A 21938-nucleotide genomic window follows, 5' to 3' on the forward strand; every position below is an offset into this window, starting at 1 on the left:
GGCCTGAGCCCGGTGCAGTACCGGGCCCAGGCCCTGGCGGCCTAACCTTTCAGTTAGCCAGTCCAACTACCGGGGACCAGTTCACGAAGCGGCCCGGGCCCATGACGGCACTGTGCCCTCCCACTACCGGGGAACGCCGTCACCGCTCCCGTTCCCGTTCCCGTGGTCACCGTTGCGCTCCCCGGCTCGGGCCCCGGCCTCGCCCAGCCGCCGGTGCCGCCGCTGGATCCTGCGCGCCCTGGTGGCGAGGGGCGCCTTGCGTTCGCGTTGCAGGCCCGACCCCTCCGCGAACTCGGCGTGCAGCGAGCGCACGAGCCCCACCATCATGAAGAAGCCGATCACGAAGAAGGGCAGCCCGAACACGATGATCGTCTGTTGCAGGGCGTCCAGGCCGCCCACACCGGAGGCGGTGAGCACGGTCGCGGCGACCACCCCCTCGGTGATCCCCCAGAACACCCGCTGCCGGGTGGGGTTGCCGCTCTTGCCGGAGCAGAGCATGTCCACCACGAGGGAGGCCGAGTCCGAGGAGGTGGTGAAGAAGATGATGACGATGAGGATGGCCACCACCGACACGAACGTGGTCAGCGGGAAGTGCTCCAGGAAGGCGAAGAGGGAGCCCGGGATGTCCTCCTGCGTGACCACCTCGTCCACCAGTCCGCCGCCCTGGTCGCGCTCGATGTTGAAGGACGACAGCCCGAACACGCTGAACCACACGACGCTGAACGCGGTGGGCGCGGCCAGCACGCCGAGGATGAACTCCCGGATGGTGCGGCCCCTGGAGATACGGGCGATGAAGATGCCGACGAAGGGCGACCAGGTGATGGTCCACGCCCAGTAGAAGACGGTCCAGGAGCCCTGCCACCCGGTGTTGGCGAAGGTGTCGTTCCAGAACGACAGCGGGACCAGCATCTCCAGGTAGACGCCCGTGGTCTCGATGATCCCCTTGGCCAGGAACAGCGTCGACCCCATCAGGAAGACGAAGACCAGCAGCGCCACGGCCATGTAGATGTTGATCGTGGACAGCCACTTGATGCCGACGTCGAGACCGGTGGCCACGGAGATCACGGCGATGGTCGTGACGATCGCGATGAGGATCAGCTGGCTGACGCGGCTCTCCTCCAGGCCGAACAGGGTGTTGAGGCCGCTGTTGATCTGGAGCGTGCCCAGGCCGATGGTGACGGCGACGCCGAACAGCGTGCCCAGGACCGCGATGATGTCGATGGTCCGCCCGATGGTGCCGCTGATCCGGTCCCCGAGGAAGGGATGGAAGATCGAACTGACCCGGAAGGGCAGGCCCTTGCGGTACACGAAGTAGGCGAAGGCGAGCCCGGGCAGGCAGAAGATCGTCCAGGTATGCAGGCCGAAGTGGTAGAGCGTGAAGCCCATCGCCTCCTCGGCCGCCTCGATGGTCTGCGGATCGACGCCCGAACGCGGCGGCTCGGCGTAGTGGCTGATGGGTTCGGCCACGCCCCAGAACATCAGGATGCTGCCGATACCGGCGGCGAACAGCATGGCGAACCAGACGGAGTTCCTGTAGTCGGGCGTGCTCTCCGGCGGCCCGAGGCGCACACGCCCGAACCTGCTGAACGCGATCCAGATCAGGAAGATGAGGAAGGTGGTCACACCGAGGATGTAGAGCCATCCGAGGTTGGTGAGTATCCAGCCGGAGGTGGCTCCGAAGACGGCGTCCACCGTGTCGGTGAAGAAGATCGCGGACACCACGAAAACGATGGTCAACGCGGCGGACACGAAGAAGATCGCCGGGTTCGTCTCGAGCCCCAGCTTTTGCGCCAGCTTTTCGAACATGCCGATTGCTTTCTGGTGTTTCGGGGACGTTCGTCGAGGGACAAGGGCCCGTCAGCCCGCACCGACCTCGGGCAAGGATACGTCCTTGGGGGCGGGGTTCCCTGTTTATCCTTCCTTTTGGGGAGAGTCGGGAACGTCCTTACCCGCCACCATTAGCAGCACACCGAAAACTCGCTGTTTAAATATGCCAAAAGCCACATAGGGCATGTTCCCGCAGGGTTGTGCACACTACGCGCCCTTTCGCGCGGGTACGTCCCACCTCGTCACCGTTCCCCGGAACCGCGGGGCAGGAGGCCGGGAATCCGCCCGGAAAGGACGGACGACGCACGCGACCACGCGTCGCACCGCGCTCCGCCGGTCCCCGCGCGGAGGGGTCAGGGCGCTGAGGCGAGGAGGGCGGGCTCTCCGATGGGCTCCGTCCCCGCGCGGCGGGGGAAGTTCCTATGGGTGTCAGGCGTCGAGTTCGCCCAGCAGCTCGCGCACCCGCTCCGGCTGCTCGTACAGCGACAGGTGCCCCGCGCCCTCGATGGTGTGGACGTCGGTGTCCAGGAAACGGCGGGCCGGTCCGTGCAGGCGCGCGGGCGAGAAGAAGGGGTCGTGCGATCCGGTCGCGACGGCGACCGGGGTGTCGGCCCAGGCGCGGAAGCGCTCCGCCTGCAACGGGTTGGGGGTGGACCCCGCACGGCAGTACCGGGCCACCAGGGTCAGCCACTCGGCCTCGGCCCGGTGCTTCTCGCACTCGGTGGAGGGGCCGCTGAGGAACTCCACCAGGCGTCCGCTGGTCTGCTCGTTGGGGTGGATCATCCACGGCAGGGTGGCGCGCATCGACTCGGAGCTGACCCCGGCCGCGGTCAGTCCGGCCGGGTTGAGCAGCAGGATCCCGGCGACCAGCGGGGAGGGCGTGGAGGCGAGCGCGATGGCGGCGCCACGCGAGTGTCCCAGCACGAGGACGGGCCGGTCGGTGATCTGGGGCAGGAGCTCGTCGAGCCACGCGCCGTAGGTCTCGATCCTGGCGCCGCCGACCCTCTGGCTACAGCTCAGACCCGGCTGTCCGGGCAGGTCGACCAGCAGCACCGGCCGGTCCGCGGACAGCGCTCGGGCCGCGGGCACCGTGGCGGCCGCGTTGAAGTTGGTGCCCGAGAGCACCAGCACCGGGGTTCCGGAGCCGCCCGCGGAGCGGAAGGCCTGTGTGCTGCCCAGACTGGTCTCCACGGGCGGGAGGGGTCCGAGTTCGGGCCACTGGCTCAGGGCTTTGTGGCACCACGCGTGCACGGAGCGCTCGGCGTTGTCGGAGCGGTAGACGCGTGCGGTGCGGTGCGGGACGACGGTCATGATCTGCTTCGCCTAAGAGGAGACTGGACGCCGTCCTTGCTTGTCGGCGCGCCAAGAGAGGACTGTACGCCTCCGTTCGGCACCACGCCACTCGGGGACGCCGGGAGTGTCCGAACAGACACGCGAAAGAGGTCCGCACCCGGCAAGGGGTGTCCTCTGTTGAGTTCTTCGCCCTGGTGTGAGGTCGTTCGTCCGCCCGTTCTCGGCACCGCCAGGCACCGGTCACACGCCCCCGCGGGGTGTTCCCGGACCGGACACCGGTCCGGGAACACGGCGGTCAGCCGACCGTGGCGGGGTCCGAGCCGATCCGTCCGCCCCGGTCGAGCGCCGAGACCCGGTCCATGTCCTCGGCGGACAGCTCGAAGCCGAACACGTCGAAGTTCTCCCGGATCCGGGACGGGGTCACGGACTTGGGGATCACGACGTTGCCGAGCTGGAGGTGCCAGCGCAGCACGATCTGCGCCGCGGACCTGCCGTGCTTCTCGCCGAGGGCGGTCAGCTCCGGGTCCTCCAGCAGCCCCTTGCCCTGGCCCAGCGGGCTCCAGGCCTCGGTGAGGAGGCCGTGGCGGGCGTTGACGGCCCGCATGGCCTCCTGCGAGAAGTGGGGGTGCAGCTCGATCTGGTTGAGGACCGGGACGACCTCGGTCTCCGCGACCAGGCGGTCCAGGGTCTGCTCGGTGAAGTTGGACACACCGATGGACCTGGCGCGGCCCTCGGAGTGGATGCGCTCCAGCGCCTTCCAGGTCTCGACGTAGGCGTCTTGCCTGGGGCAGGGCCAGTGGATCAGGTACAGGTCGACGTAGTCCAGACCGAGGCGGTCCAGGCTGGCGTCGAAGGCCTTGAGCGCGCTGTCGTAGCCCTGCTCGTCGTTCCACAGCTTGGTGGTGACGAACAGTTCCTCGCGGGCGACGCCCGACTCGGCCAGGGCCCGGCCCGTACCCCGCTCGTTGTCGTAGATCCTGGCCGTGTCGATGCTGCGGTACCCGGTCTCCAGGGCGGTCGCGACGGCGGTCTGGGCCTCGTCGTCGGGAACCTGCCAGACGCCGAACCCGAGTTGGGGCATGGTGAGGCCGTTGTTCAGCGTGACGTGCTGCATGAGCGCCCTTCCTTCGTGGCGGACTCGTTGGTCTTCGTGGGGTGCTCCCCCATGGTGGCGACCTGGAGTGCACTCCAGGCAAGCGGTTCAGGGTGTGAGGTGGACCAGCATCTTGCCGGTGTTGGCGCCCTGCATCATGCCGAGGAAGGCCCGCACGGCGTTGTCGATGCCGTCGACGACGGTCTGCTCGCTGCGCAGCCTGCCGTCGACGATCCACTCGGAGGCGCGCTCGGCGTACTCCTTCATCAGGTGGCCGTGGTCTCCGGCGATGAACCCGCGCAGGGTGAGGCGCTTGCCGACGGCCAGGAAGAGGTTGTCGGGACCGGGCGCGGGCTCGGTGGCGTTGTACTGGGAGATCGCGCCGCACAGGGCGATCCGGCCGTGGTTGCGCATCGCGGCGATGGCGGCCCTCAGGTGGTCGCCGCCGACGTTGTCGAAGTAGACGTCGATCCCCTCGGGCGCGGCCTCGGCGAGCTGCTCCTCCAGGCGGCCCTCGCGGTAGTCGATGGCGGCGTCGAAGCCGAAGTCCTCCAGGAGGCGGCGCTTCTTCTCCGGGCCGCCCGCGGACCCGACCACCCGGGACGCGCCCAGCTGGCGGGCGATCTGGCCGGCGGCGGAGCCGACCGCGCCCGCGGCGCCGGAGACGAACACCACGTCGCCCTCGCGCACCGGGGCGATCTCGGTCAGGCCCGCGTAGGCGGTGAGGCCGATCATGCCCAGTACGCCGAGGTAGGCCTCGACGGGCGCCAGCGAGGCGTCCACCGCGCGCACGGACTCCGCGGGCAGCAGCGCGTACTCGCGCCATCCGGCCGCGTGCAGGACGGTGGTGCCCACGGGGACGTCGTCGCTGCCCGAGGCGGTGACCACGCCCACCGCGCCGCCGTCCATCGGCTCACCGAGCCGGAACGGGGGGACGTAGGACTTGACGTCGTTCATGCGGCCCCGCATGTACGGGTCCACGGACATCCAGTCGTTGCGTACCAGGACCTGTCCGGGTCCGGGGTCGGCGACGGTGGTCTCCACGAGGGAGAAGTCGGTGGGCTCGGGCTCGCCGACGGGACGGGCCACCAAGTGGACCTCCCTGCTGGTGACGGACATGACGCGACCTCCGTGACTTCGCTGGGTGTTGGCGCGGTGACCCGCGGACCGGACAGACACTAGTCCGAACATCCATTCACTCACCAATAAAATCGGCGAAGTGAGCTATAGGAATGTCAATGGTTCGGGCACGGCGGCCGACCCGCGGTCCGGCGGACCGCTCGACCTACAGCAGTTGAGGACCTTCCTGGCGGTGCACCGGTCGGGGTCCTTCACCGCCGCCGCGCAGCTGCTGCGGCTGTCGCAGCCCACGGTCACCACCCAGATCCGTTCCCTGGAGCGGCGGCTCGGACACCCCCTCTTCGAGCGTCTGCCCCGCGGGGTGGCCCCGACCGCCGAGGCCAACGACCTGGCCGCGCGCGTGGCCGAGCCCCTGGACGCGCTGGAGGTGGTGGCCGGGCGCGACGGGGGCGGCGCGTCCGCGTCGCCCGCGCCGCTGCGCGTGGCGGGCCCCGCCGAGGCGCTGCACGCGCTGGTCCTGCCCGCGCTCGCGCCCCTGGTGGAGGGCGGCGTACGGCTGCGCGTGCGCACCGGTCCGGCCGAGGAACTGCTGGAGGAGCTGCGCCGGGACAGGCACGACCTGGTGGTGTCCGCGGTGCGCCCGCGCGGGCGGACCCTGGTCGCCGAACCCCTCGTGGACGAGGAGTTCGTGCTGGTGGCGTCGCCGTCGTGGGCGGACCGGATCGGCCGCGACCGGCTTCGCCGCCAGGGCGCCTCCGCGCTGTGCGCGGTCCCGCTGGTGGCCTACGACGACGAACTGCCGGGCCTGCGCCGCTACTGGCGGCACGTGTTCGGGGTGCGGCTGACATGTGCCCCCGCGGTCACCGTGCCCGACCTGCGCGGGGTGATGTCGGCCGTCACGGCGGGGGCGGGGGTGACGGTGCTGCCCCGCCACCTGTGCCGGGAGGCGCTGGCCGAGGGGCGCCTGGTGGCGCTGCTGGACCCGGAGGAGCCGCCGGTCACCACGCTGTACCTGGTGCGGCGCCCGGGGGTGGCGGACAACCCGCGCCTGGAGGAGGTGTACCGGCACCTGGTGTCGGCCGCCCGCGCCTGCTGAAGGGGGTCCGTCGGGGAGCGGCGGCGCCGTTGCCCCGAACCTCCGTCGCGGTGGTGCAGTCCTACCCCTGAACGGCGGGCGGCGGCGTCCGCTCCGGGCGGGAGGACGGCGATGGAACGGGTGCGGGCACCGGGAAGCGGCACGGAACAGGCGGACGGCGGGGCCTCCATGGCCCGGCGCCGCTCCCCCGCGGTCACCGTCGTGGTCGCGCTGGCCGCCGCGGGGCTCGCGGTGTTCACCCTGCTGCGGGTCCTCGGCCTGGAACGGGGGTGGCCCCTGGTGCCCGCCCTGGCCTTCACCCCCTACATGCTGGCCGCCGCACCGCTGGCGGCGGCGGTGGCCGGACTGCTGCGGCGCTGGAGGTCCATGGCGGTCCTGACCGCGGTGACGCTGGCGCTGGCCGCCGTGGTCGTGCCCCGCGCGGTGCCGTTCGGCGTGACCTCGGCGGGCGGTCCGGTCGTGCGGGTCATGACCGTCAGCTTCTCGGCCCAAGGACCGAGCGTGCAGTTGAACCACCCCGCTGGGTGTGAGGGAGCCCACCGCGTCTGACCCAACAACCTAGGGGTGGTCGGGTGGGACGTGTGACTTCCGCCCCGCGTTCCACACCACACGACCGCGAGCGGCGATGTTGGCGGAAGCATTCCGGTCCGCGTGCGCAACGACACCGCAGCCCCGGCAGATGAAGACGGCCTGATCGACCCGGTTCCTCCGGTCCACGTGGCCACACTCAGCGCACGTCTGTGAGGTGTGGGCCGGGTCGACGAAGACCACCGGCACGCCCGCACGGCGCGCCTTGTAGGCGATGAACTGACCCAGTTGATGGAAGGACCAGGAGTGCAGCGTGACCCGTTGGGACCTGCGTTGCCGTACCCGGATGCGTATCCCCGTCAAGTCCTCAAGGGAGATACCGCGCCCGGTGCGTTCGGCCTCGGCCACGATGCGTTTCGAAATCCGGTGGTTGACATCCCTGGCGTGCCCGGTCTCACGGCGGCGCCGCTTCTTGAGCAGGCGCTTAGCGGACCGAGTGCCCTTAGCCTGGAGTTTGGCCCGCAACCGCTGCTGGCGACGGCGGTACCGGTTGATCTGGCGCCCAGCCATGACTTGGCCGTCGCTGGTGGTGGCGATGTTGGCGATACCAAGGTCGACCCCGAGAAAGGAGTCGGGTTCGGTCTCGGGAGCGTCGGGCACCTCGACGGTCACCGCCAGGAACCAGGCACCGTCGCGGCAGAGCAGGTCGGCCTCACCGCGTTTGTGTTCGGCCAGCGTCTTGATCTGGTCGGGGGAGCCGGTGAACGGTATGTCCTTCAACCGGCCCTGGAAGGTCCACAGCGAGATCGTGCGCGCGTCCATGGCGAAGGACAGGTTGCGCGCGTCGTAGGGATGCGCCGACTCCGGGCGGAAGGCGATCGGTGTGGACTCGATCCGCTCCCGGCGGGCCGACCCTTGGGGTCCGTAGTTGCCGTTGTTCAAATTGGAGCGGCGGGCGTGGTAGGCGTCGCACACCCTCTTGATCACGTGTTGGGCCGCTTGCGAGCCCACCCCGGCCTCACGCAACTGCTGGTAGGTGTGTTTGCGCAGCCCGTATTTGCGCATCACACCCTGCTCGTGGGCCACCTTCGCCACCCAGGTGGCGTGGGTGTTGAGCGCGCGCAGGGTTGATTCCAGCACCGCCGCCTGCTCGGGCGACGGCGTGAGCTTGACCCACGCGACGATCTTCGACACGCCCACCATCGTGCACCCGTTCAGTGACAGAACGCAGCCAAAACAGTCCGTTGTGACCCCCATCACTGGCGGGTCGGTGGGGACTGCGCGGTGATTCCTGCCGAAGCTGAAAGCCCCGAGGTTCCTCGCCAAAGCAAAGCTAAACATGCTCGGCGGCGCCGACGTGGCGGAGGTGGTGGCGCCGATGCGCGACCCGTTCGTCCTGGCGAAGCAGGTGGCGACCCTGGACGCCCTGTCCGAGGGGCGCTTCGTCCTGGGTGTGGGGACCGGCTGGTCGCGCGAGGAGTTCGAGGCCGTGGGGTCGGACTTCGCCACGCGGGGCGCCCGGACGGACGAGACGCTGCGGCTGCTGCGGCACCTGTTCGAGGGCGAGGGGCCGTTCGAGGGGCGTTTCCACTCCTACGAACGCGGGGTGTTCGCGCCCCGTCCGACGCGCCGCGTGCCCGTGATGGTGGGCGGCACGTCCGACCGGGCGCTGCGACGGGCCGCCGAGTGGGCCGACGCGTGGCAGGGCGTGGGCCTGGACACGACGGGGTTCGTGGAGGCCCGGGACCGGCTGCGGGAACTGACCTCGCGGCCGGTGCGCGCGGGAACGCGGAACGCCTGGTCCGGGGGCGGGGAGAAGTTCGAACGCGCCGTCGGGCTGTTCCGGGAGCTGACCGTCGCCGGGGCGGACGCGGCGGCGGTGTGGTTCGGCGGCGCGGAGGGCTTCGGCGACCGGAGGGAGCGGTTCGCGGCGGCGCTGCGCTGACCGTTGGCACCGGTCCGGTTCCGGGCCGGTGACGCGCTCCTACTTCTGCGCGCCGAAGAGCCCCCGGCCGCCGTACTTCTTGTGGATGGCCTGTTTGGACACGCCGAGCACCTCGGCGATCTCGGCCCAGGTGGAGCCCCGGTTGCGGGCGCGGCGGACGAGGACGGCCTCGACCCGCTCCATCTCCCTGCGCAGCCGGACGGTGGCGTCCAGACCCACCAGCGGGTCGTCGGCTCCGGTGGTGCGGGCGAGGGCGGTCAGCTGTTCGGCGTCCATGGGTCAACTGTAATTGACATGCCTGTGGTGACACACCTGCCGCCGGACACGTCCCCGCCGGAGAGGCGCAAGGCCGCCGGATACCGTTCCGGACTCCTCGGACTCCGCTCCCGACGGTCCGACAGGGGTACCGCCACCGACGACCCCGCGGTCGCGGATGGCACTCTGGAGTGCCGAACGAGGACCGGACGAGGGAGTGACGTGGGCGGCTACGACGAGACGACCGTGCTGTTCGACCTGGACGGCGTGCTGGTGGACTCCACCGCGAGCATCCGCGCGGGACTGACCGCGTGGGCCGTGGAACGCGGCCTGGACGTCGGCGCGGTGCTCGAAGACCACCACGGGCGGACCGACGTGGACCTGGTCCGCCTCTTCGCCCCGCACCTGGACCCGCTGACCGAGGCGTCCCGGATCGAGGCCCACGAGGCCGCCGCCGGGGACGGCGTCCGGGTCGTGCCCGGCGCGCGCGAACTCCTGGCCGGACTCGACGAGCGCGGGCGCCCCTGGGCGATCGTCACGTCCGGGAGCGACCGGATCGCGCGTTCGCGGATCGCGACGGCCGGGCTGCCCCTCCCCCGCGTACTGGTGACCGCCGACCAGGTGGTCGAGGGCAAGCCCCACCCGGCACCGTACCTGCTGGGCGCCGAGCGCATGGGGGTCGCCCCCGGGCGGTGCGTGGTGGTGGAGGACTCCGTGAGCGGCGTCCGCTCCGGGCTGGACGCGGGCATGCCCGTAGTGGCCGTGGCCTCCACGACCGGCCCCGACGACCTCGACCACGCGACCACCGTGGTGGCGAACCTCGAAGCCGTGGCCGCGCTGCTGCTCCCGGGGACCCTGCCCTCTACCTGACGGCCTTCCGGGTGATCGACGCCGACCCGCACCAGTTCCTGGCGGTGGCCCGCCGCGACGGCCGGGTGGTGGGAACCCTCCAGCTGACCTCGGACGTCTCGCGCGGGGACGCGCACCGCTTCCACGAGCGGCTGGGGTACACCGCCTCCCGCGTCGGTTTCAAGAAGCGGCTCGACTGACCGGACGCGGCACCGGGGAAGGCGGAACCGAGGAACGCGGAATCAGCGGGCGCGGACCGGAGCGGGCGCGGACCGGAGCGGGCGCGGACCGGAGCGGCCGCGCGCCGGGCCCCGCGGCCGGTCGGACGACAGCGCGCGGCTACGACGCCCGGCGGGCCAGGTGGAGTCGTGTGACGTAGGGGACGCGCACGTTCCCGTCGGGGAAGTGCGCGGCGACGAGCGCGGTGAGGGCCTCCCGGGTGCGCTCCTCGCCGATGTTGCGGACCACGGCTGCCATCCTGCTGGAGGACAGCGCGCTTCCGACGAAGTCCGCTGTGTCGAGTTCGCGCGTCCAGACGGCGGTGGACTCGATGGCGTCAACGAGGCCGTCCTGGGCCTCCGTCTCGGCGGCGGTGTCGTAGGCGCGGTAGTCGCGCCGGTAGTCGTCGCCGTACTCCTCCATCAGGCTCTCGTGGGCGTCGACGAACGCGCTGGCGGTCCAGTCGCGGTCGTTGTTGAGGACGGCGACGGTGCCGCCGGGCAGGAGCAGGCGCGCGGCCTCGGCGTAGAAGGCGGGCCGGTCGAACCAGTGGACGGCCTGCGCGGCCAGCACCAGGGAGGACGACGCGTCGGGGAAGGGAACTTTCTCGGCGCGGCCGTCCACGTACTCGACCCCGTCGGGCTCCTCGGCGGCGGTGGCGCGCATGGAGTGCCCCGGCTCGACGCCGACCACACGGGGGCCCGGACCGAAGACGTGGCGCAGGGCGCGGGTGGAGATGCCCGTTCCCGCGCCGACGTCGAGCAGGAGCCAGGGTTCGGGCCAGGAACTCCGCGCACCGGCGAGGACGTGGACGCGCAGCCGGTCGAGCAGGGGCCGGGGGTACCCCGGCCGGAAACGGCGGTAGCCCTCGCTGAGCTGGTCGAACGCCTGGGTCCTGTCGTTCATCGCGTTCCCTTCTCCCGTGCCCTGGTCTCCGGGTCCTGGTCCCGGTCTCCGGGCCCTGGACACACGAACCTAACCGAAGGGGCCCGGGGGCGGCGTCAGGCCTCGTGCGGCACGCGTTCGGCACGCGCGGCCCGGTACGCGGACGGGCTCGCGCCCGTGTGGTTCTTGAACGCGGAGCTGAACGCGAACGCGCTCCCGTAGCCCACCCGGGCGGCCACGGCCTCCAGGCCCAGCCCCGGGCGGGCGGTGAGCAGGTCGCAGGCCACCGTCAGCCGCCAGGTGCGCAGGTAGGTCATCGGCGGGGTGCCCACGGCCCGCCGGAAGCGCGCGGCCAGAGTGGCGCGGGAGACCGCGCACTCCACCGCCAGAGCCTCCCAGGGTCCAGGGCTCGGCGACGCGCTCGTGGACCAGCTCCAGCGCCCGCGCGACGACGGGGTCGCCGAGCGAGCGGGGTGTCGGCCCGGGGCCGTCCACAGGGAGTGTCCGCCGGGGTCGTCCACAAGGGCTGTCCGGCAGGACTGGTCCACAGGAGGCACCGGGCAGGGGTTGTCCACAGGGGCGAACCCGGTCTGGCGCCTCCCGTGCGCGACGCGGTTGACGGGAAAACGGGGTCCCCTCCCCGCCCCTCCGAGGCTCGCTCCCGTTGTGAGCCCGCCACCGGAACGGTTGCCCTCTGTTACCACCAACCGAACTGCGAACCAGAGTCAACGCAGGTCAGAGCGCTCCGCATTGGCAGGCAGTCCAGCCACTTCCACCACACCCCTCACAGGGAGCTACCGACGCGCGCGAACACCCGCACAGACAAACACCCTCAGTGGACAGGAATCCGGAACTCCACCACCGAAAGTGATCAAATGTCAGGTAAACCTTAAGTTTCCCCCTCGTGGGTTGGCCGTTACGCGCCTCTGGCGTGAAGGTTCCTGTGACCCGCCGCACAGGACCTGGAGGAGAAGGCCATGCCGAGTCCCGGACGCACCGCCGCCCCCGGGCAGAGTGCCGACAAGGCACCGCCCCGACGCAAGAAGCCCATCTACCGTCACCTGTACTTCTGGGTGCTCGTCGGTATCGCGCTCGGCATCGCCGTCGGTCTGCTCCTCCCGGCCTGGGCCGCGGACATGCGCTGGCTGGCCGACCTGTTCATCAAGCTCGTCAAGGTGGTCATCGCCCCGACCATCTTCTGCACCGTCGTCGTGGGCATCGCCGGTCTGGGCAACCTGGCCAAGGCCGGCGGGTTGGCTCTGCGCACCCTGGTGTACTTCACCGCGCTGACCGTGGTCGCCCTGGCCATCGGCCTGGTCACCGTCAACATCATGCGTCCGGGTGTGGGCCTGAACGTGTCCTTCGACGAGGCCGACGCCGCGGACACCATCGCCGAGGCCGAGGCGGGCGGAACCGGTTTCTCGGGCTTCGTCCTCCACATGATCCCCGACTCGTTCTTCTCCGCCTTCGTGGACGGCGAGCTGATCCAGGTCCTGGTCCTGGCCATCCTGGTCGCCTGCGCCCTGACCATGCTCGGCAGGCGCGGCGAGCCCGCGGTCCGCGCCCTGGACACGATGTCGCACATCATGTTCGGCGTCATCAGGATCGTCATGTACGCGGCGCCCATCGGCGCCTTCGGCGGCATGGCCTTCACCATCGGCGAGTACGGCGGCCAGGTGCTGAGCAGCCTCGCCTACTTCATGCTCAGCTTCTACGTCACCTGTGTCCTGTTCATCGTCGTCGTCCTGGGCATCGTCAGCCGCCTGGCCGGGTTCAGCCTGTTCCGCATGGTGCGCCTGATCCGCGACGAGCTCCTCATCGTGCTGGGCACCTCCTCCAGCGAGTCGGTGCTGCCGCGCATGATGACCAAGCTGGAGGCCGCGGGCGCCAAGAAGTCCGTGGTGGGCCTGACCATCCCGACCGGGTACTCCTTCAACCTGGACGGCACCGCGATCTACATGACCATGGGCGCCATCTTCATCGCCCAGGCCACCGGCTCGGACATCTCCGTCTGGACCCAGGTCGGACTCCTGCTGTTCATGCTGCTCTCCAGCAAGGGCGCGGCGGGCGTCAGCGGCGCCGGTCTGGTGACCCTGGCCGCCTCGCTGGCCGCGTTCGGCGACGTGATCCCGCTGGCGGGCATCGCGCTCATCGTCGGCATCGACCGCTTCATGTCCGAGGGCCGTGCCCTGACCAACCTCATCGGCAACGCGGTGGGCACCCTGGTCATCGCCCGCTGGACCGGCGGCCTGGACCGCGAGCGCCTCGCCCACACGCTGAGGAACCCGAACAGCATCGACATGGACGCCCTCATGAGCTACGACAAGCCCGCCGAGGGTTCCGTCGGGGGCGGGGCCTCGGACGCCTCCGGCACGGCCGGGGACGCCGACGCGGACGCCGAGGCGGTCAAGACGGCCGGCACCGACACGGCCTCCGAGGACGCGCGGACCGCCGACGCCTCCGGTGACGAGGGCGAGGACCGGCGCACCCCCGTGGGCGCACCGCGCGGCTGACCCCACGCCGCGGCGCCAGACCGCGGTCAGCGGCTCGCCGCGGTCGGCGGACGGTCCACTCCGTCGACCGCGGCACGAGCCCCCGGGTCGACCGCGGCTCCAGACCGCGGGCCGGACACTCCCAGCCCGTCCCCCGGCCCGCGCCCGGTGTCCGTACGCCTCCCGTCCCTCGTACGGGCACCGGTTCCCACCGCCCCGGGCGGGCCGCCAGGTCCGCCCGGGGCGGCCCGCGTCCGGGTCAGCAGTCCGCGAGCTGCCGGGAGAGGGCTCCGCGGTGGCGCTGGAGTTCGTCGGTACGGGAGTCGAGCGCGGCGGGCTCCGCGCGGATGGTGGTGACCAGGTCCGGGCACAGGTCCATGCCGATCGGCTCGTCCGCCTCGCCGCGGACGCGGGTCAGCGCGGAGGCGGGTCAGCGAAGGCAGGCGCGGTCCGGATCACCCCGTCCGGACCGCCCGCCGCAGGTAGCGCACCCAGTTCGCCGCGACGCCGCCGACCAGGCCCAGGCACGCCGCGAGGATGAGCGAGGACAGGATCCACTCCCGAGAGCCGTCGGGGCCGTAGACGCGGTTGGAGGCCCCGGCGTCCACAGCTGAAATCCGTGCGCCTTCCTCGCAGGTGTCGCGCCCGGCCGCGTGCAGGTAGACCCCGCGCGGCTCCCCTCCCCCGACACCGGTGAAGGTGCCGTTGCAGGTGCACGACTCGTGCCCGGGGTGCTGGACGCAGGTGATACTCGTCACAGTGAACACGCCCGGTGCGCCCTCACCGCGCGCCGCGCGCAGTCCCTGCTCCAGCCCGGCGAACCCCACGTAGGCCACCAGGGCGGCGAGGACCACCAGCACGACGGAGAACTGCGGTGACGGGCGCCCGGCCCCGCGTGCCGCGCCGGAGCCGACTCCCGCACGGGCGTCCGTGGGGACCTCGGCCCCATCCTGGATGTCACTGTCCCTCATCTCGCTCACACCCTCTCCCGCTCGTCGTCACGGGCCTCTCCGGACCCCTCGTCCGCGAGGTCGGACACATCCGTGCCGCGCGGAACCCTGAAGGCCAGCATCGCGGCGACACCGCACAGGGCGGCGGCCATCAGCCACACCGGCCCGTAGCTTCCGCCCACGTCACGGGTGAAGCCGCCGAAGACCGCCATGGCCCCCGCCCCGACCTGGTGGACGGCGTTGACCCACCCGAAGACGATGGCTCCGTCGACGCCGAAGAGCCGACGGCACAGCAGGATGGTCGGAGGTACCGTCGCGACGTCGAGCAGGCCGAACACCACGACGAAGGCCACCATCGCCGCTCCGGCGCTGGGACCGAACAACGCGGGCAGCGCGGCCAGGAGCACGCCCCGCCCCACGTAGTAGACGACCAGGAGCAGGCGCGGGTCCACCCGGTCGGTGAGCCATCCGGACAGGATCGTCCCCACCAGGGAGAAGACGCCGATCGTCGACACCAGCGCCGCGGCGGCCGTGACGGCCATCCCGTGGTCCTGGGCGGCGGGCACGAAATGGGTCCACATGATGCCGTTGGTGGTCGCGCCGCACACCGCGAACGTTCCGCCCAGGAGCCAGAACCGGCGGCTGCGCACCGAGGAGAACAGGACCTCCACGGTCCGGCGCGCCGCGCCCCGGTCCGCCCGGGGCCGTTCCACGAAGACCGGGGAACCGTAGGGGCGCTGTCCCAGGTCGGCAGGGTGGTCTCGGAGCACCAGGGCGATGAGGACGATCATCGCGCCCGCCGTCAGCGCCAGGGTCACGATGGCCGGACGCCATCCCTGGTTGTCGACGATCCAGGCCAGCGCGGGCAGGAACACCAGCTGGCCGAAGGCGCTGGCTCCGGTCAGGGCGCCGATGACCAGCCCACGGCGTTCGACGAACCAGTTGTTGGCCACGGTGGCGGCGAACGTCATCGCCAGTGACCCGGTGCCCGCGCCGATGAGCAGCCCCCAGTAGAGGGTCAGCTGCCAGGCGGTGGTCATGACAAGGGTCAGTCCAGCCCCCACCACGACGGCACCCAGGGCCACCAGGGCGATGCGGCGGATACCGAACCGGTCCATCAGCGCCGCGGCGAAGGGGGCGATCAGGCCGTAGACGAGCATGTTGACCGAGGCCGCCATACCGATCGCCCCGCGGGACCACCCGTACTCGGTGTGCAGGGGGTCGGTCAGGATTCCGGGCATCGCGGCGAAGGCCGCCGCGGCCACGATGGTCAGGCACGCGACGAGGGCGATCAGCCACGCGCGGTGGAACGGGGTGCGTGCGGGCTTCCGTGCGGAAGCGGTGTTCTCAACCATGGTCTCAGCTTCCTTCGCGGGACCCCTCCCCCGACAGTGTCCTGAAAGCCAACATGCGCAAGAATCAGGCCATGAGGATTTTTTCGCGGTCCGGCCGCCACCGCGTGGCCGTCCTCGTCCGGCACGGTCTGCTGCCCATCGAGTCGGGCATCGTCCACCGCCTGTTCGGCCAGGCCCAGGGCGCCAACGGGGAGCTGCTCTACGAGGTCGTCACCTGCGCACTGGAACCGGGGGAGGTCAGCACCGACACCGACTTCACGATCAACGTGGCCCACGGGCCGGAGGCCTTCGACGAGGCCGACACGGTGATCCTGCCCGCCGCCGACGAGGACTACGGCGAACGCCCGCACGCCCCCCTCGCACCGGCTCTGGCCGCGGCCGTCGCGCGCATCCCGCCGACCGCGCGCGTGGCCTCGATCTGCACCGGTGCGTTCGTGCTCGCCGCGGCCGGGCTCCTGGACGGGTGCCACGTGACCACCCACTGGAAGTCCGCGGGCTACTTCCGCGCCATGTACCCCGGCATCGACCTGGATCCGGACGTGCTGTACACCGACAACGGGCGTGTGCTGACCGCCGCCGGGGTCGCCTCGGGCATCGACCTGAGCCTGCACATGATCCGCGTCGACCACGGCGCCGCCGTGGCCAACGAGGTGGCGCGCAGCACCGTCGTCCCGCCCCACCGCGACGGCGGCCAGGCCCAGTACATCCGCCGTCCCGTGCCCGCGCCGGAGCGGGCCGCGACGGGGCGGGCCGCGACGGGGCGGGCCGCGACGGGGCGGGCCGCGACGGGGCGGGCGCGCGCCTGGGCCCTGGAACACCTCCACCTCCAGCCGGGCCTGCGGGAGATGGCCCTCCAGGAGGCCATGAGCGTGCGTACCTTCACCCGGCGGTTCCGCGACGAGGTGGGGCTCTCGCCCGGCCAGTGGGTAGCCCAACAGCGCCTGGACCGGGCCCGGCAGCTGCTGGAGGAGTCGGACCTGCCGGTGGACAGGATCGCGCACGAGGCGGGTTTCGGCACGGCGGCGTCACTGCGCCAGCACATGCACGCCGAACTGGGGGTGTCCCCCAGCGCCTACCGGCGTACCTTCCGGGGCGCACCGGACGCGTCCTGAACCTGTCCGGGATTCGGGGTCCCTGGCCGGTGCCGCGGGCGGCGGGCTCCCCAGCGGGGACGTCCCCGGCAGAGCGTTCGGTACGGCGTACGGTCCGGAGTGGTTCCGGACGGTACCGGGGCGCGGGGCGGGGCGCGGGAGAGCGGGCCACGGGTGCGGGACCGCCCGTGGCGGCGCGGTTCGCGGCGTGAGGGGTCCCGGAACGGGTAACGGGGAACCGTGGGTCTCCGCCCACGCCCACCCCCACCCCCGGGAGGCCCCGTGAAGCTCTACGCCGAGTACCCCGTGCGCGCGTTCCTCCAGTTCGCCTCCGACCTGCTCGCCGCCGCCTGGGTGTACGCGTGGGTCAGCGCGGCGCTGTCGCTGCGCGAGACCCTCATGGCCCTCGACCGCCCCGGCGAACTCATGGTGAGCACGGGCGAGGGCTTCAGTGAGCACATGGACGCCGCGGCCGAGCAGGCCCGGCAGGTGCCCCTGGCCGGGGAGGCCCTGGCCGCACCGTTCACCAACATGAGCGAGACCGGTGGGTCCCTCACCGCCGCCGGGGTCTCCTTCCAGGAGACGGTGGCCTCGCTCGCGCTGGCCCTGCCGCTGCTGACCGCCGTGCTCCCGCTGCTGCTGCTCGCCTCCACCTGGCTGCCCATGCGCGCCCGGTGGGTGCGCCGCGCCAGCGCCGCCAAGCGGCTGCGCGGGCTCGCGCCCGAGGCGCGGTCCCGGCTGCTGGCCCTGCGCGCCCTGACCTCGGCGTCCCCGTCCCGGCTGGCCGGTACGCACGAGGACCCGGCGGGCGCCTGGCACTCCGGCGACCGGAGAACCGTGGAGGCGCTGGCCGCGCTGGAGCTGCACCGCCTGGGTCTGCGCCGGGTCTGAGGCCCCGCCCCGGACCCGTGCCGACGACGGTCGTCCCGTCGCGTCGTGGCGGGGCCGTTCCCCTCCGACGGCGGGCCGCCCCTCATTCCACGCGGATGATGCCGCGCTGGAGCGCGGTGGTGATCGCCGCCGTCCGGTTGTCCACCCCGAGCTTGTCGAAGACGTGCACGAGGTGGGTCTTGACGGTGGCCTCGCTGATGAACAGCTCCCGCGAGATCGCCCTGTTGGACAGACCGCGCGCCAACAGTCCGAGGATCTCCAGTTCCCGGCCGCTGAGCACGGGACGGGGTGAGCGCAGCCGGTCCATCAGGCGGTTGGCCACGTCGGGGGCCAGTGCCGTCTGCCCCCGGGCCGCGGCGTGCACGGCCGCGCACAACTGGTCGGGCGGGGCGTCCTTGAGCATGTAGCCGGTGGCCCCGGCCTCCACGGCCGCGAGGATGTCGGCGTCGGTGTCGTAGGTGGTCAGCACCAGCACGGGCGGAGGGGAGTCGAGCGCGGTGATCCGCCGGATGGCGGTCACGCCGTCCATGCCCGCGCCCATCCGCAGGTCCATGAGGACCACGTCCACGCCGGAGGTGCCTCCGGTGGCGGCGGAGGCGAGCGCGTCCAGGGCGGCCCGGCCGTCGTCGGCCTCGGCGACCACGAGCATGTCGGGGCGCTCGGAGAACATCGCCTTGAGTCCGTGGCGCACGACCGGGTGGTCGTCCACGAGCAGGATGCGCAGCGGGAACCCTCCAGTGCCCCGGGCCTTCGGTGGCGGGGCTCCGCCGGGACGGTCGGGGCCGCCTGGGCTCCCGGATCCCTCGGGGACGTCGGTCACGGGCTCTCCTTCCTGGTCAGGGGCAGGCGGACGGCGACCGCGGTGCCCTCGCCCGGCGCCGACTCCACGTCGAGCCGTCCGCCGAGGGCGGCCACCCGGTCGCGCAGGGCCGCCAGCCCGTAACCGGTGCCGTCGCGCCGCGGCCCGGTCTCCTCCGGAGCGAACCCGACTCCGTCGTCGTACACGTCCAGGGTGACCTCGCCGTCCAGGTAGCCGAGCGTGACCACGGCGTTGGCCGCCCGGGCGTGCGCGGCCACGTTGGCCAGACTGGCCTGCGCGGCGCGCAACAGGGCGACCCCGTACCCCGGAGGCAGCACCACGGGCTCCCCGTCCAGGCGGAACCGGCAGTCCGTCCCCGAACCGGACCCGGTCCGGGCGCACAGCCGCTCCAGCGCCCCGGGCAGGTCGCCCCCGGCCAGTGAGGGCGGCGCGAGGTCGCGGACGAAGCGGCGGGCCTCGGCGAGGTTGTCCGATGCGCTTCCGCGCGCCTCCGCGATCCGGGTGGCGGCCAGCTCCGGGTCTCCGGGCAGGGCGTTCTCGGCGGAGCGCAGCAGCAACACGATGCTGGACAGGCCCTGGGCGAGGGTGTCGTGGATCTCGCGGGACAGGCGTTCACGCTCGTCCAGGACGCCGGTACGGCGCTGGGAGGCGGCGAGCTCGTCGCGGGTGCGGGTGAGGGTGTCGATGAGTTCGCGCCGTCGTTCGCTCTCGCGGGACAGGGCCGTGTACCCGGCGCCGATGGCCACCGCGAACGCCGCCCCGAGGATCGGCCCGAGGACGCTGCCGGGGGTGAGGTCCCCGCTGTGCAGGACCTGGCCCGCGACCGCGGCCGCGGTGATCACCACGACCGCCGCCACCGCGTGTGCCCCGCGCAGCAGGTGCAGGTGCAGGAAGTACAGGGGGAAGGCCAGCCACACGAAGTCGGGGGCGGCCCACGCCAGCAGCGCCCACAGCGCGGTGACCGAGGCCAGCCACACCAGGGCCCGCGCGCGGCGCGCGCCCGGGCGGAAGCCGGAGTCGGGGCGCAGCCCCGCGGCCGGGATTCCCGCGCAGTAGACGGCGCCGAGCAGCACCGCGCCGCACGGGACGGTCCACCGGACCCACGTGGGAGGGGCGGGGGCGGGGGCGGCGGCGGAGAGCCCGTACCGGACGGCGGCGACCGCCAGCAGGAACAGGAAGCAGGCGTGCAACAGCAGGCGCAGTGCCCGCAGCACCTGCGCCGCCCCGGGCGGTTCGGGCGCCCGTCCCCTGCCGTGCCCCATTCCGGCAGCGTACGACGGGTCCGGGTTCCGGCGCGTCAACCGTTCGATGGAGTTCGCCCTCCACCTCCCGGGCCCGCGCGGACGCACCTTTTCCCCGATGCGCGTGAGGGGTGGTGCGCGTGAGCCTGGAACACGTCAACAACCGAGTACCTCCGGAAAGGAGGACCGCCGTGTTCGTCGCCCTTCGCGACATCCGCTTCGCCAAGGGGCGGTTCGCGCTGATGGGCTCCGTGGTCGCCCTCATCACCCTGCTGGTCGTCCTGCTGTCGGGGCTGACGGCCGGGCTGGCCGACCAGTCCACCTCAGCGGTCACGAGCCTGCCCGCCAGTCACGTCGCCTTCGGCACGTCCGGGGACGGCGATCCCGAGGAGTCCTACGCGGACAGCACCGTCACCGGTGGGCAGCTCGACGCCTGGACCGCCGCCGAGGGCGTGCGGTGGGCCGAGCCGCTCGGCCTCACCCAGAGCCGCCTCGGGTTCGGGGACGGGGAGTCCGCCGCCACGGCACTGTTCGGCGTCGTACCGGACGGCCGACTGGCACCGGAGGGACTCGAAGGGGAAGGCGGGCTGGTGGTGAGCGAGGAGGTCGCCGAGGAGTTCGGGGTCAGCACCGGCGACACCGTCACCGTGGCGGGGTCCGAGCTGGTCGTGGACGCCGTCACCGGCACCCGCCACCACAGCCACACCCCGGCCGTGTGGATCGGGATCGACACCTGGCGGGAACTGGACCCGCGCGTGCGGCACGCCGGGGGCGACGACGCGCCGGTCGCGAACGTGGTCGCCGCCGAAGCGGTGTCGGACGAGGCCGCCGACAACGCCGACGACGCGGCGGGCACCGTCTCGGCAACCCTCGCCGACAGCCGTTCCGCCATCGGCTCGTTCTCCTCGGAGAACGGTTCGCTGGTCGCCATGCAGGGGTTCCTGTACGCGATCTCCGCGCTGGTCATCGGCGCGTTCCTGACCGTGTGGACCATCCAGCGCTCGGGTGACGTGGCCATCCTCAAGGCGCTCGGCGGCTCCACCCGCTACCTGCTGCGCGACGCGCTCGCCCAGGCGCTCGTGGTGCTGGCCGCGGGCGCCGCCGTCGGCGGCGCGGCCGGGGTGGCGCTGGGCGCGGTGGCCGCCGGTTCCCTGCCCTTCAGCCTGGTACCGGCCACCACGCTCGGTCCGGTGGCCGCGCTGGTCGTACTGGGCATGCTCGGCGCGGTCCTGGCCGTGCACCGCGTCACCGCCGTCGATCCGCTGACGGCACTGGGAGGAGTCCGATGAGCCTGGAACTGCGGAACGTGACCCTGACCTACCCCGACGGCGACGGATCGGTGACCGCCCTGGACCGGGTGTCGGTCCGGGTCGGGCCCGGGGAGACCGCCGCCGTGGTCGGCCCCTCCGGTTCGGGCAAGTCGAGCCTGCTGGCGGTGGCCGCCACCCTGGTCCGGCCGGACTCGGGCACGGTGATGGTGGGCGGCACCGACACCCTGGGACTGCGGCCGAGGGAGAGGGCCGAACTGCGCCTGCGCGAGGTGGGCATCGTCTTCCAGCAGCCGAACCTGATCGGCTCGCTCACGGCGGTGGAACAGCTGGTGGTCACCGAGCACATGCGCTCCCGCCCGCTGCGACGGGCGCGGGCCGCGGCGCTGGAGACGCTGGCCGCCGTGGGCCTGTCCGGGAAGGAGCACCGGCGCCCGCACCAGCTGTCGGGCGGCGAACGCCAGCGGGTGAACATCGCCCGCGCCCTGGTGGGACGGCCGAGCGCCCTGCTGGTGGACGAGCCGACGGCCGCCCTGGACCACGAACGCGGCGCCCGGATCATGGACCTGCTCGGTGAGGCCACCCGGGCGTTCCGTGTGGCGACGCTGCTGGTCACGCATGACACCGAGTACCTGGGGTCGGCTGACCGTGTGCTGGAGATGCGCGACGGGAGGCTGGCCACGCCGAGCCCGGCCGGGTAGCGGCCCCGGGTGCGCGGCCCGGAGATGGCCCCATCCGGCCACTCCGGACCGCGCGAACG

Annotated in this window: 19 protein-coding genes and 3 pseudogenes; 10 read left to right on the top strand and 12 right to left on the bottom strand. The window is 72.2% G+C overall.

Features of this window, described 5'->3' with window-relative positions; genetic code table 11:
• Window positions 1-123 precede the first annotated feature (123 nt).
• The 4 genes from ACSIH6_RS25730 to ACSIH6_RS25745 all read right to left on the bottom strand — a co-directional run bounded on the left by ACSIH6_RS25730 (window position 124) and on the right by ACSIH6_RS25745 (window position 5332).
• Window positions 124-1806, bottom strand: coding sequence for a BCCT family transporter (locus ACSIH6_RS25730; RefSeq protein WP_435110889.1), 1683 nt, complete (start codon window positions 1804-1806; stop codon window positions 124-126).
• Between the two features lie 450 nt (window positions 1807-2256).
• Window positions 2257-3138: an alpha/beta fold hydrolase gene (locus ACSIH6_RS25735; RefSeq protein WP_435110890.1), complete on the bottom strand. Its 882-nt coding sequence runs from the start codon at window positions 3136-3138 to the stop codon at window positions 2257-2259.
• 277 nt (window positions 3139-3415) lie between these two features.
• Window positions 3416-4234 (bottom strand): aldo/keto reductase, encoded by an 819-nt coding sequence (locus ACSIH6_RS25740; protein WP_435110891.1) that lies wholly within the window; start codon window positions 4232-4234, stop codon window positions 3416-3418.
• 87 nt (window positions 4235-4321) lie between these two features.
• Window positions 4322-5332: an NADP-dependent oxidoreductase gene (locus ACSIH6_RS25745; protein WP_150252209.1), complete on the bottom strand. Its 1011-nt coding sequence runs from the start codon at window positions 5330-5332 to the stop codon at window positions 4322-4324.
• 100 nt (window positions 5333-5432) lie between these two features.
• Between ACSIH6_RS25745 and ACSIH6_RS25750 the strand changes: the two genes are divergently transcribed.
• Together ACSIH6_RS25750 and ACSIH6_RS25755 are read left to right on the top strand one after the other, a co-directional pair.
• Complete coding sequence (locus tag ACSIH6_RS25750) at window positions 5433-6389, top strand: LysR family transcriptional regulator (RefSeq protein ID WP_435110892.1); 957 nt, start codon at window positions 5433-5435, stop codon at window positions 6387-6389.
• A 111-nt stretch (window positions 6390-6500) separates the two neighbouring features.
• Window positions 6501-6938, top strand: coding sequence for a hypothetical protein (locus ACSIH6_RS25755; RefSeq protein WP_435110893.1), 438 nt, complete (start codon window positions 6501-6503; stop codon window positions 6936-6938).
• A gap of 9 nt (window positions 6939-6947) precedes the next feature.
• On the opposite strand, the gene ACSIH6_RS25760 is transcribed toward ACSIH6_RS25755, so the two are convergent.
• Window positions 6948-8120, bottom strand: coding sequence for an RNA-guided endonuclease InsQ/TnpB family protein (locus tag ACSIH6_RS25760; RefSeq protein WP_435110894.1), 1173 nt, complete (start codon window positions 8118-8120; stop codon window positions 6948-6950).
• A gap of 163 nt (window positions 8121-8283) precedes the next feature.
• On the opposite strand from ACSIH6_RS25760, the pseudogene ACSIH6_RS25765 reads away from it, so the two are divergent.
• Window positions 8284-8862 (top strand): annotated as a pseudogene (locus tag ACSIH6_RS25765) (LLM class flavin-dependent oxidoreductase); the annotation flags it as partial.
• 39 nt (window positions 8863-8901) lie between these two features.
• On the opposite strand, the gene ACSIH6_RS25770 reads toward ACSIH6_RS25765, so the two are convergent.
• Window positions 8902-9138 (bottom strand): hypothetical protein, encoded by a 237-nt coding sequence (locus ACSIH6_RS25770; RefSeq protein ID WP_061082061.1) that lies wholly within the window; start codon window positions 9136-9138, stop codon window positions 8902-8904.
• Window positions 9139-9339: 201 nt separating this feature from the next.
• On the opposite strand from ACSIH6_RS25770, the gene ACSIH6_RS25775 reads away from it, so the two are divergent.
• Both ACSIH6_RS25775 and ACSIH6_RS25780 read left to right on the top strand, forming a co-directional pair.
• A complete protein-coding gene (locus ACSIH6_RS25775) occupies window positions 9340-9987 on the top strand; it encodes an HAD-IA family hydrolase (RefSeq protein ID WP_435110896.1) in 648 nt (215 codons plus the stop codon).
• Window positions 9951-10166 (top strand): annotated as a pseudogene (locus tag ACSIH6_RS25780) (GNAT family N-acetyltransferase); the annotation flags it as partial. The gene ACSIH6_RS25775 and the pseudogene ACSIH6_RS25780, both read left to right, overlap by 37 nt.
• A 139-nt stretch (window positions 10167-10305) precedes the next feature.
• Here the strand turns inward: ACSIH6_RS25780 and ACSIH6_RS25785 are convergent.
• Both ACSIH6_RS25785 and ACSIH6_RS25790 read right to left on the bottom strand, forming a co-directional pair.
• Window positions 10306-11091 (bottom strand): class I SAM-dependent methyltransferase, encoded by a 786-nt coding sequence (locus ACSIH6_RS25785; RefSeq protein ID WP_435110897.1) that lies wholly within the window; start codon window positions 11089-11091, stop codon window positions 10306-10308.
• A gap of 95 nt (window positions 11092-11186) precedes the next feature.
• Window positions 11187-11532 (bottom strand): annotated as a pseudogene (locus ACSIH6_RS25790) (helix-turn-helix domain-containing protein); the annotation flags it as partial.
• A gap of 515 nt (window positions 11533-12047) precedes the next feature.
• Here ACSIH6_RS25790 and dctA point away from each other — a divergent pair.
• Window positions 12048-13583, top strand: a complete 1536-nt coding sequence (dctA, locus tag ACSIH6_RS25795; RefSeq protein WP_435110898.1) for a C4-dicarboxylate transporter DctA — start codon at window positions 12048-12050, stop codon at window positions 13581-13583.
• Between the two features lie 434 nt (window positions 13584-14017).
• Here dctA and ACSIH6_RS25800 read toward each other — a convergent pair whose 3' ends face one another.
• Together ACSIH6_RS25800 and ACSIH6_RS25805 are read right to left on the bottom strand one after the other, a co-directional pair.
• Complete coding sequence (locus tag ACSIH6_RS25800) at window positions 14018-14533, bottom strand: hypothetical protein (RefSeq protein ID WP_435110921.1); 516 nt, start codon at window positions 14531-14533, stop codon at window positions 14018-14020.
• 5 nt (window positions 14534-14538) lie between these two features.
• The gene (locus tag ACSIH6_RS25805; protein ID WP_435110899.1) at window positions 14539-15867 is read right to left on the bottom strand and encodes an MFS transporter; all 1329 of its coding nucleotides are present in this window, start codon (window positions 15865-15867) and stop codon (window positions 14539-14541) included.
• Window positions 15868-15938: 71 nt separating this feature from the next.
• On the opposite strand from ACSIH6_RS25805, the gene ACSIH6_RS25810 reads away from it, so the two are divergent.
• Both ACSIH6_RS25810 and ACSIH6_RS25815 read left to right on the top strand, forming a co-directional pair.
• On the top strand, window positions 15939-16979 hold the full coding sequence (locus ACSIH6_RS25810; protein ID WP_435110900.1) for a GlxA family transcriptional regulator: 1041 nt from the start codon (window positions 15939-15941) through the stop codon (window positions 16977-16979).
• A 261-nt stretch (window positions 16980-17240) separates the two neighbouring features.
• A complete protein-coding gene (locus ACSIH6_RS25815) occupies window positions 17241-17849 on the top strand; it encodes a hypothetical protein (RefSeq protein ID WP_435110901.1) in 609 nt (202 codons plus the stop codon).
• 82 nt (window positions 17850-17931) lie between these two features.
• On the opposite strand, the gene ACSIH6_RS25820 is transcribed toward ACSIH6_RS25815, so the two are convergent.
• Complete coding sequence (locus tag ACSIH6_RS25820; RefSeq protein ID WP_435110922.1) at window positions 17932-18558, bottom strand: response regulator; 627 nt, start codon at window positions 18556-18558, stop codon at window positions 17932-17934.
• A gap of 107 nt (window positions 18559-18665) precedes the next feature.
• Window positions 18666-19931 (bottom strand): sensor histidine kinase, encoded by a 1266-nt coding sequence (locus tag ACSIH6_RS25825; protein ID WP_435110902.1) that lies wholly within the window; start codon window positions 19929-19931, stop codon window positions 18666-18668.
• A gap of 170 nt (window positions 19932-20101) precedes the next feature.
• On the opposite strand from ACSIH6_RS25825, the gene ACSIH6_RS25830 reads away from it, so the two are divergent.
• Both ACSIH6_RS25830 and ACSIH6_RS25835 read left to right on the top strand, forming a co-directional pair.
• Window positions 20102-21199 (top strand): FtsX-like permease family protein, encoded by a 1098-nt coding sequence (locus ACSIH6_RS25830; protein ID WP_435110903.1) that lies wholly within the window; start codon window positions 20102-20104, stop codon window positions 21197-21199.
• Complete coding sequence (locus ACSIH6_RS25835; RefSeq protein ID WP_435110904.1) at window positions 21196-21879, top strand: ABC transporter ATP-binding protein; 684 nt, start codon at window positions 21196-21198, stop codon at window positions 21877-21879. The genes ACSIH6_RS25830 and ACSIH6_RS25835 overlap by 4 nt, the downstream gene beginning before the upstream one ends.
• Window positions 21880-21938: the final 59 nt, after the last annotated feature.

It is taken from the genome of Nocardiopsis synnemataformans, from assembly GCF_965343085.1.
Lineage (GTDB): Bacteria > Actinomycetota > Actinomycetes > Streptosporangiales > Streptosporangiaceae > Nocardiopsis > Nocardiopsis alborubida.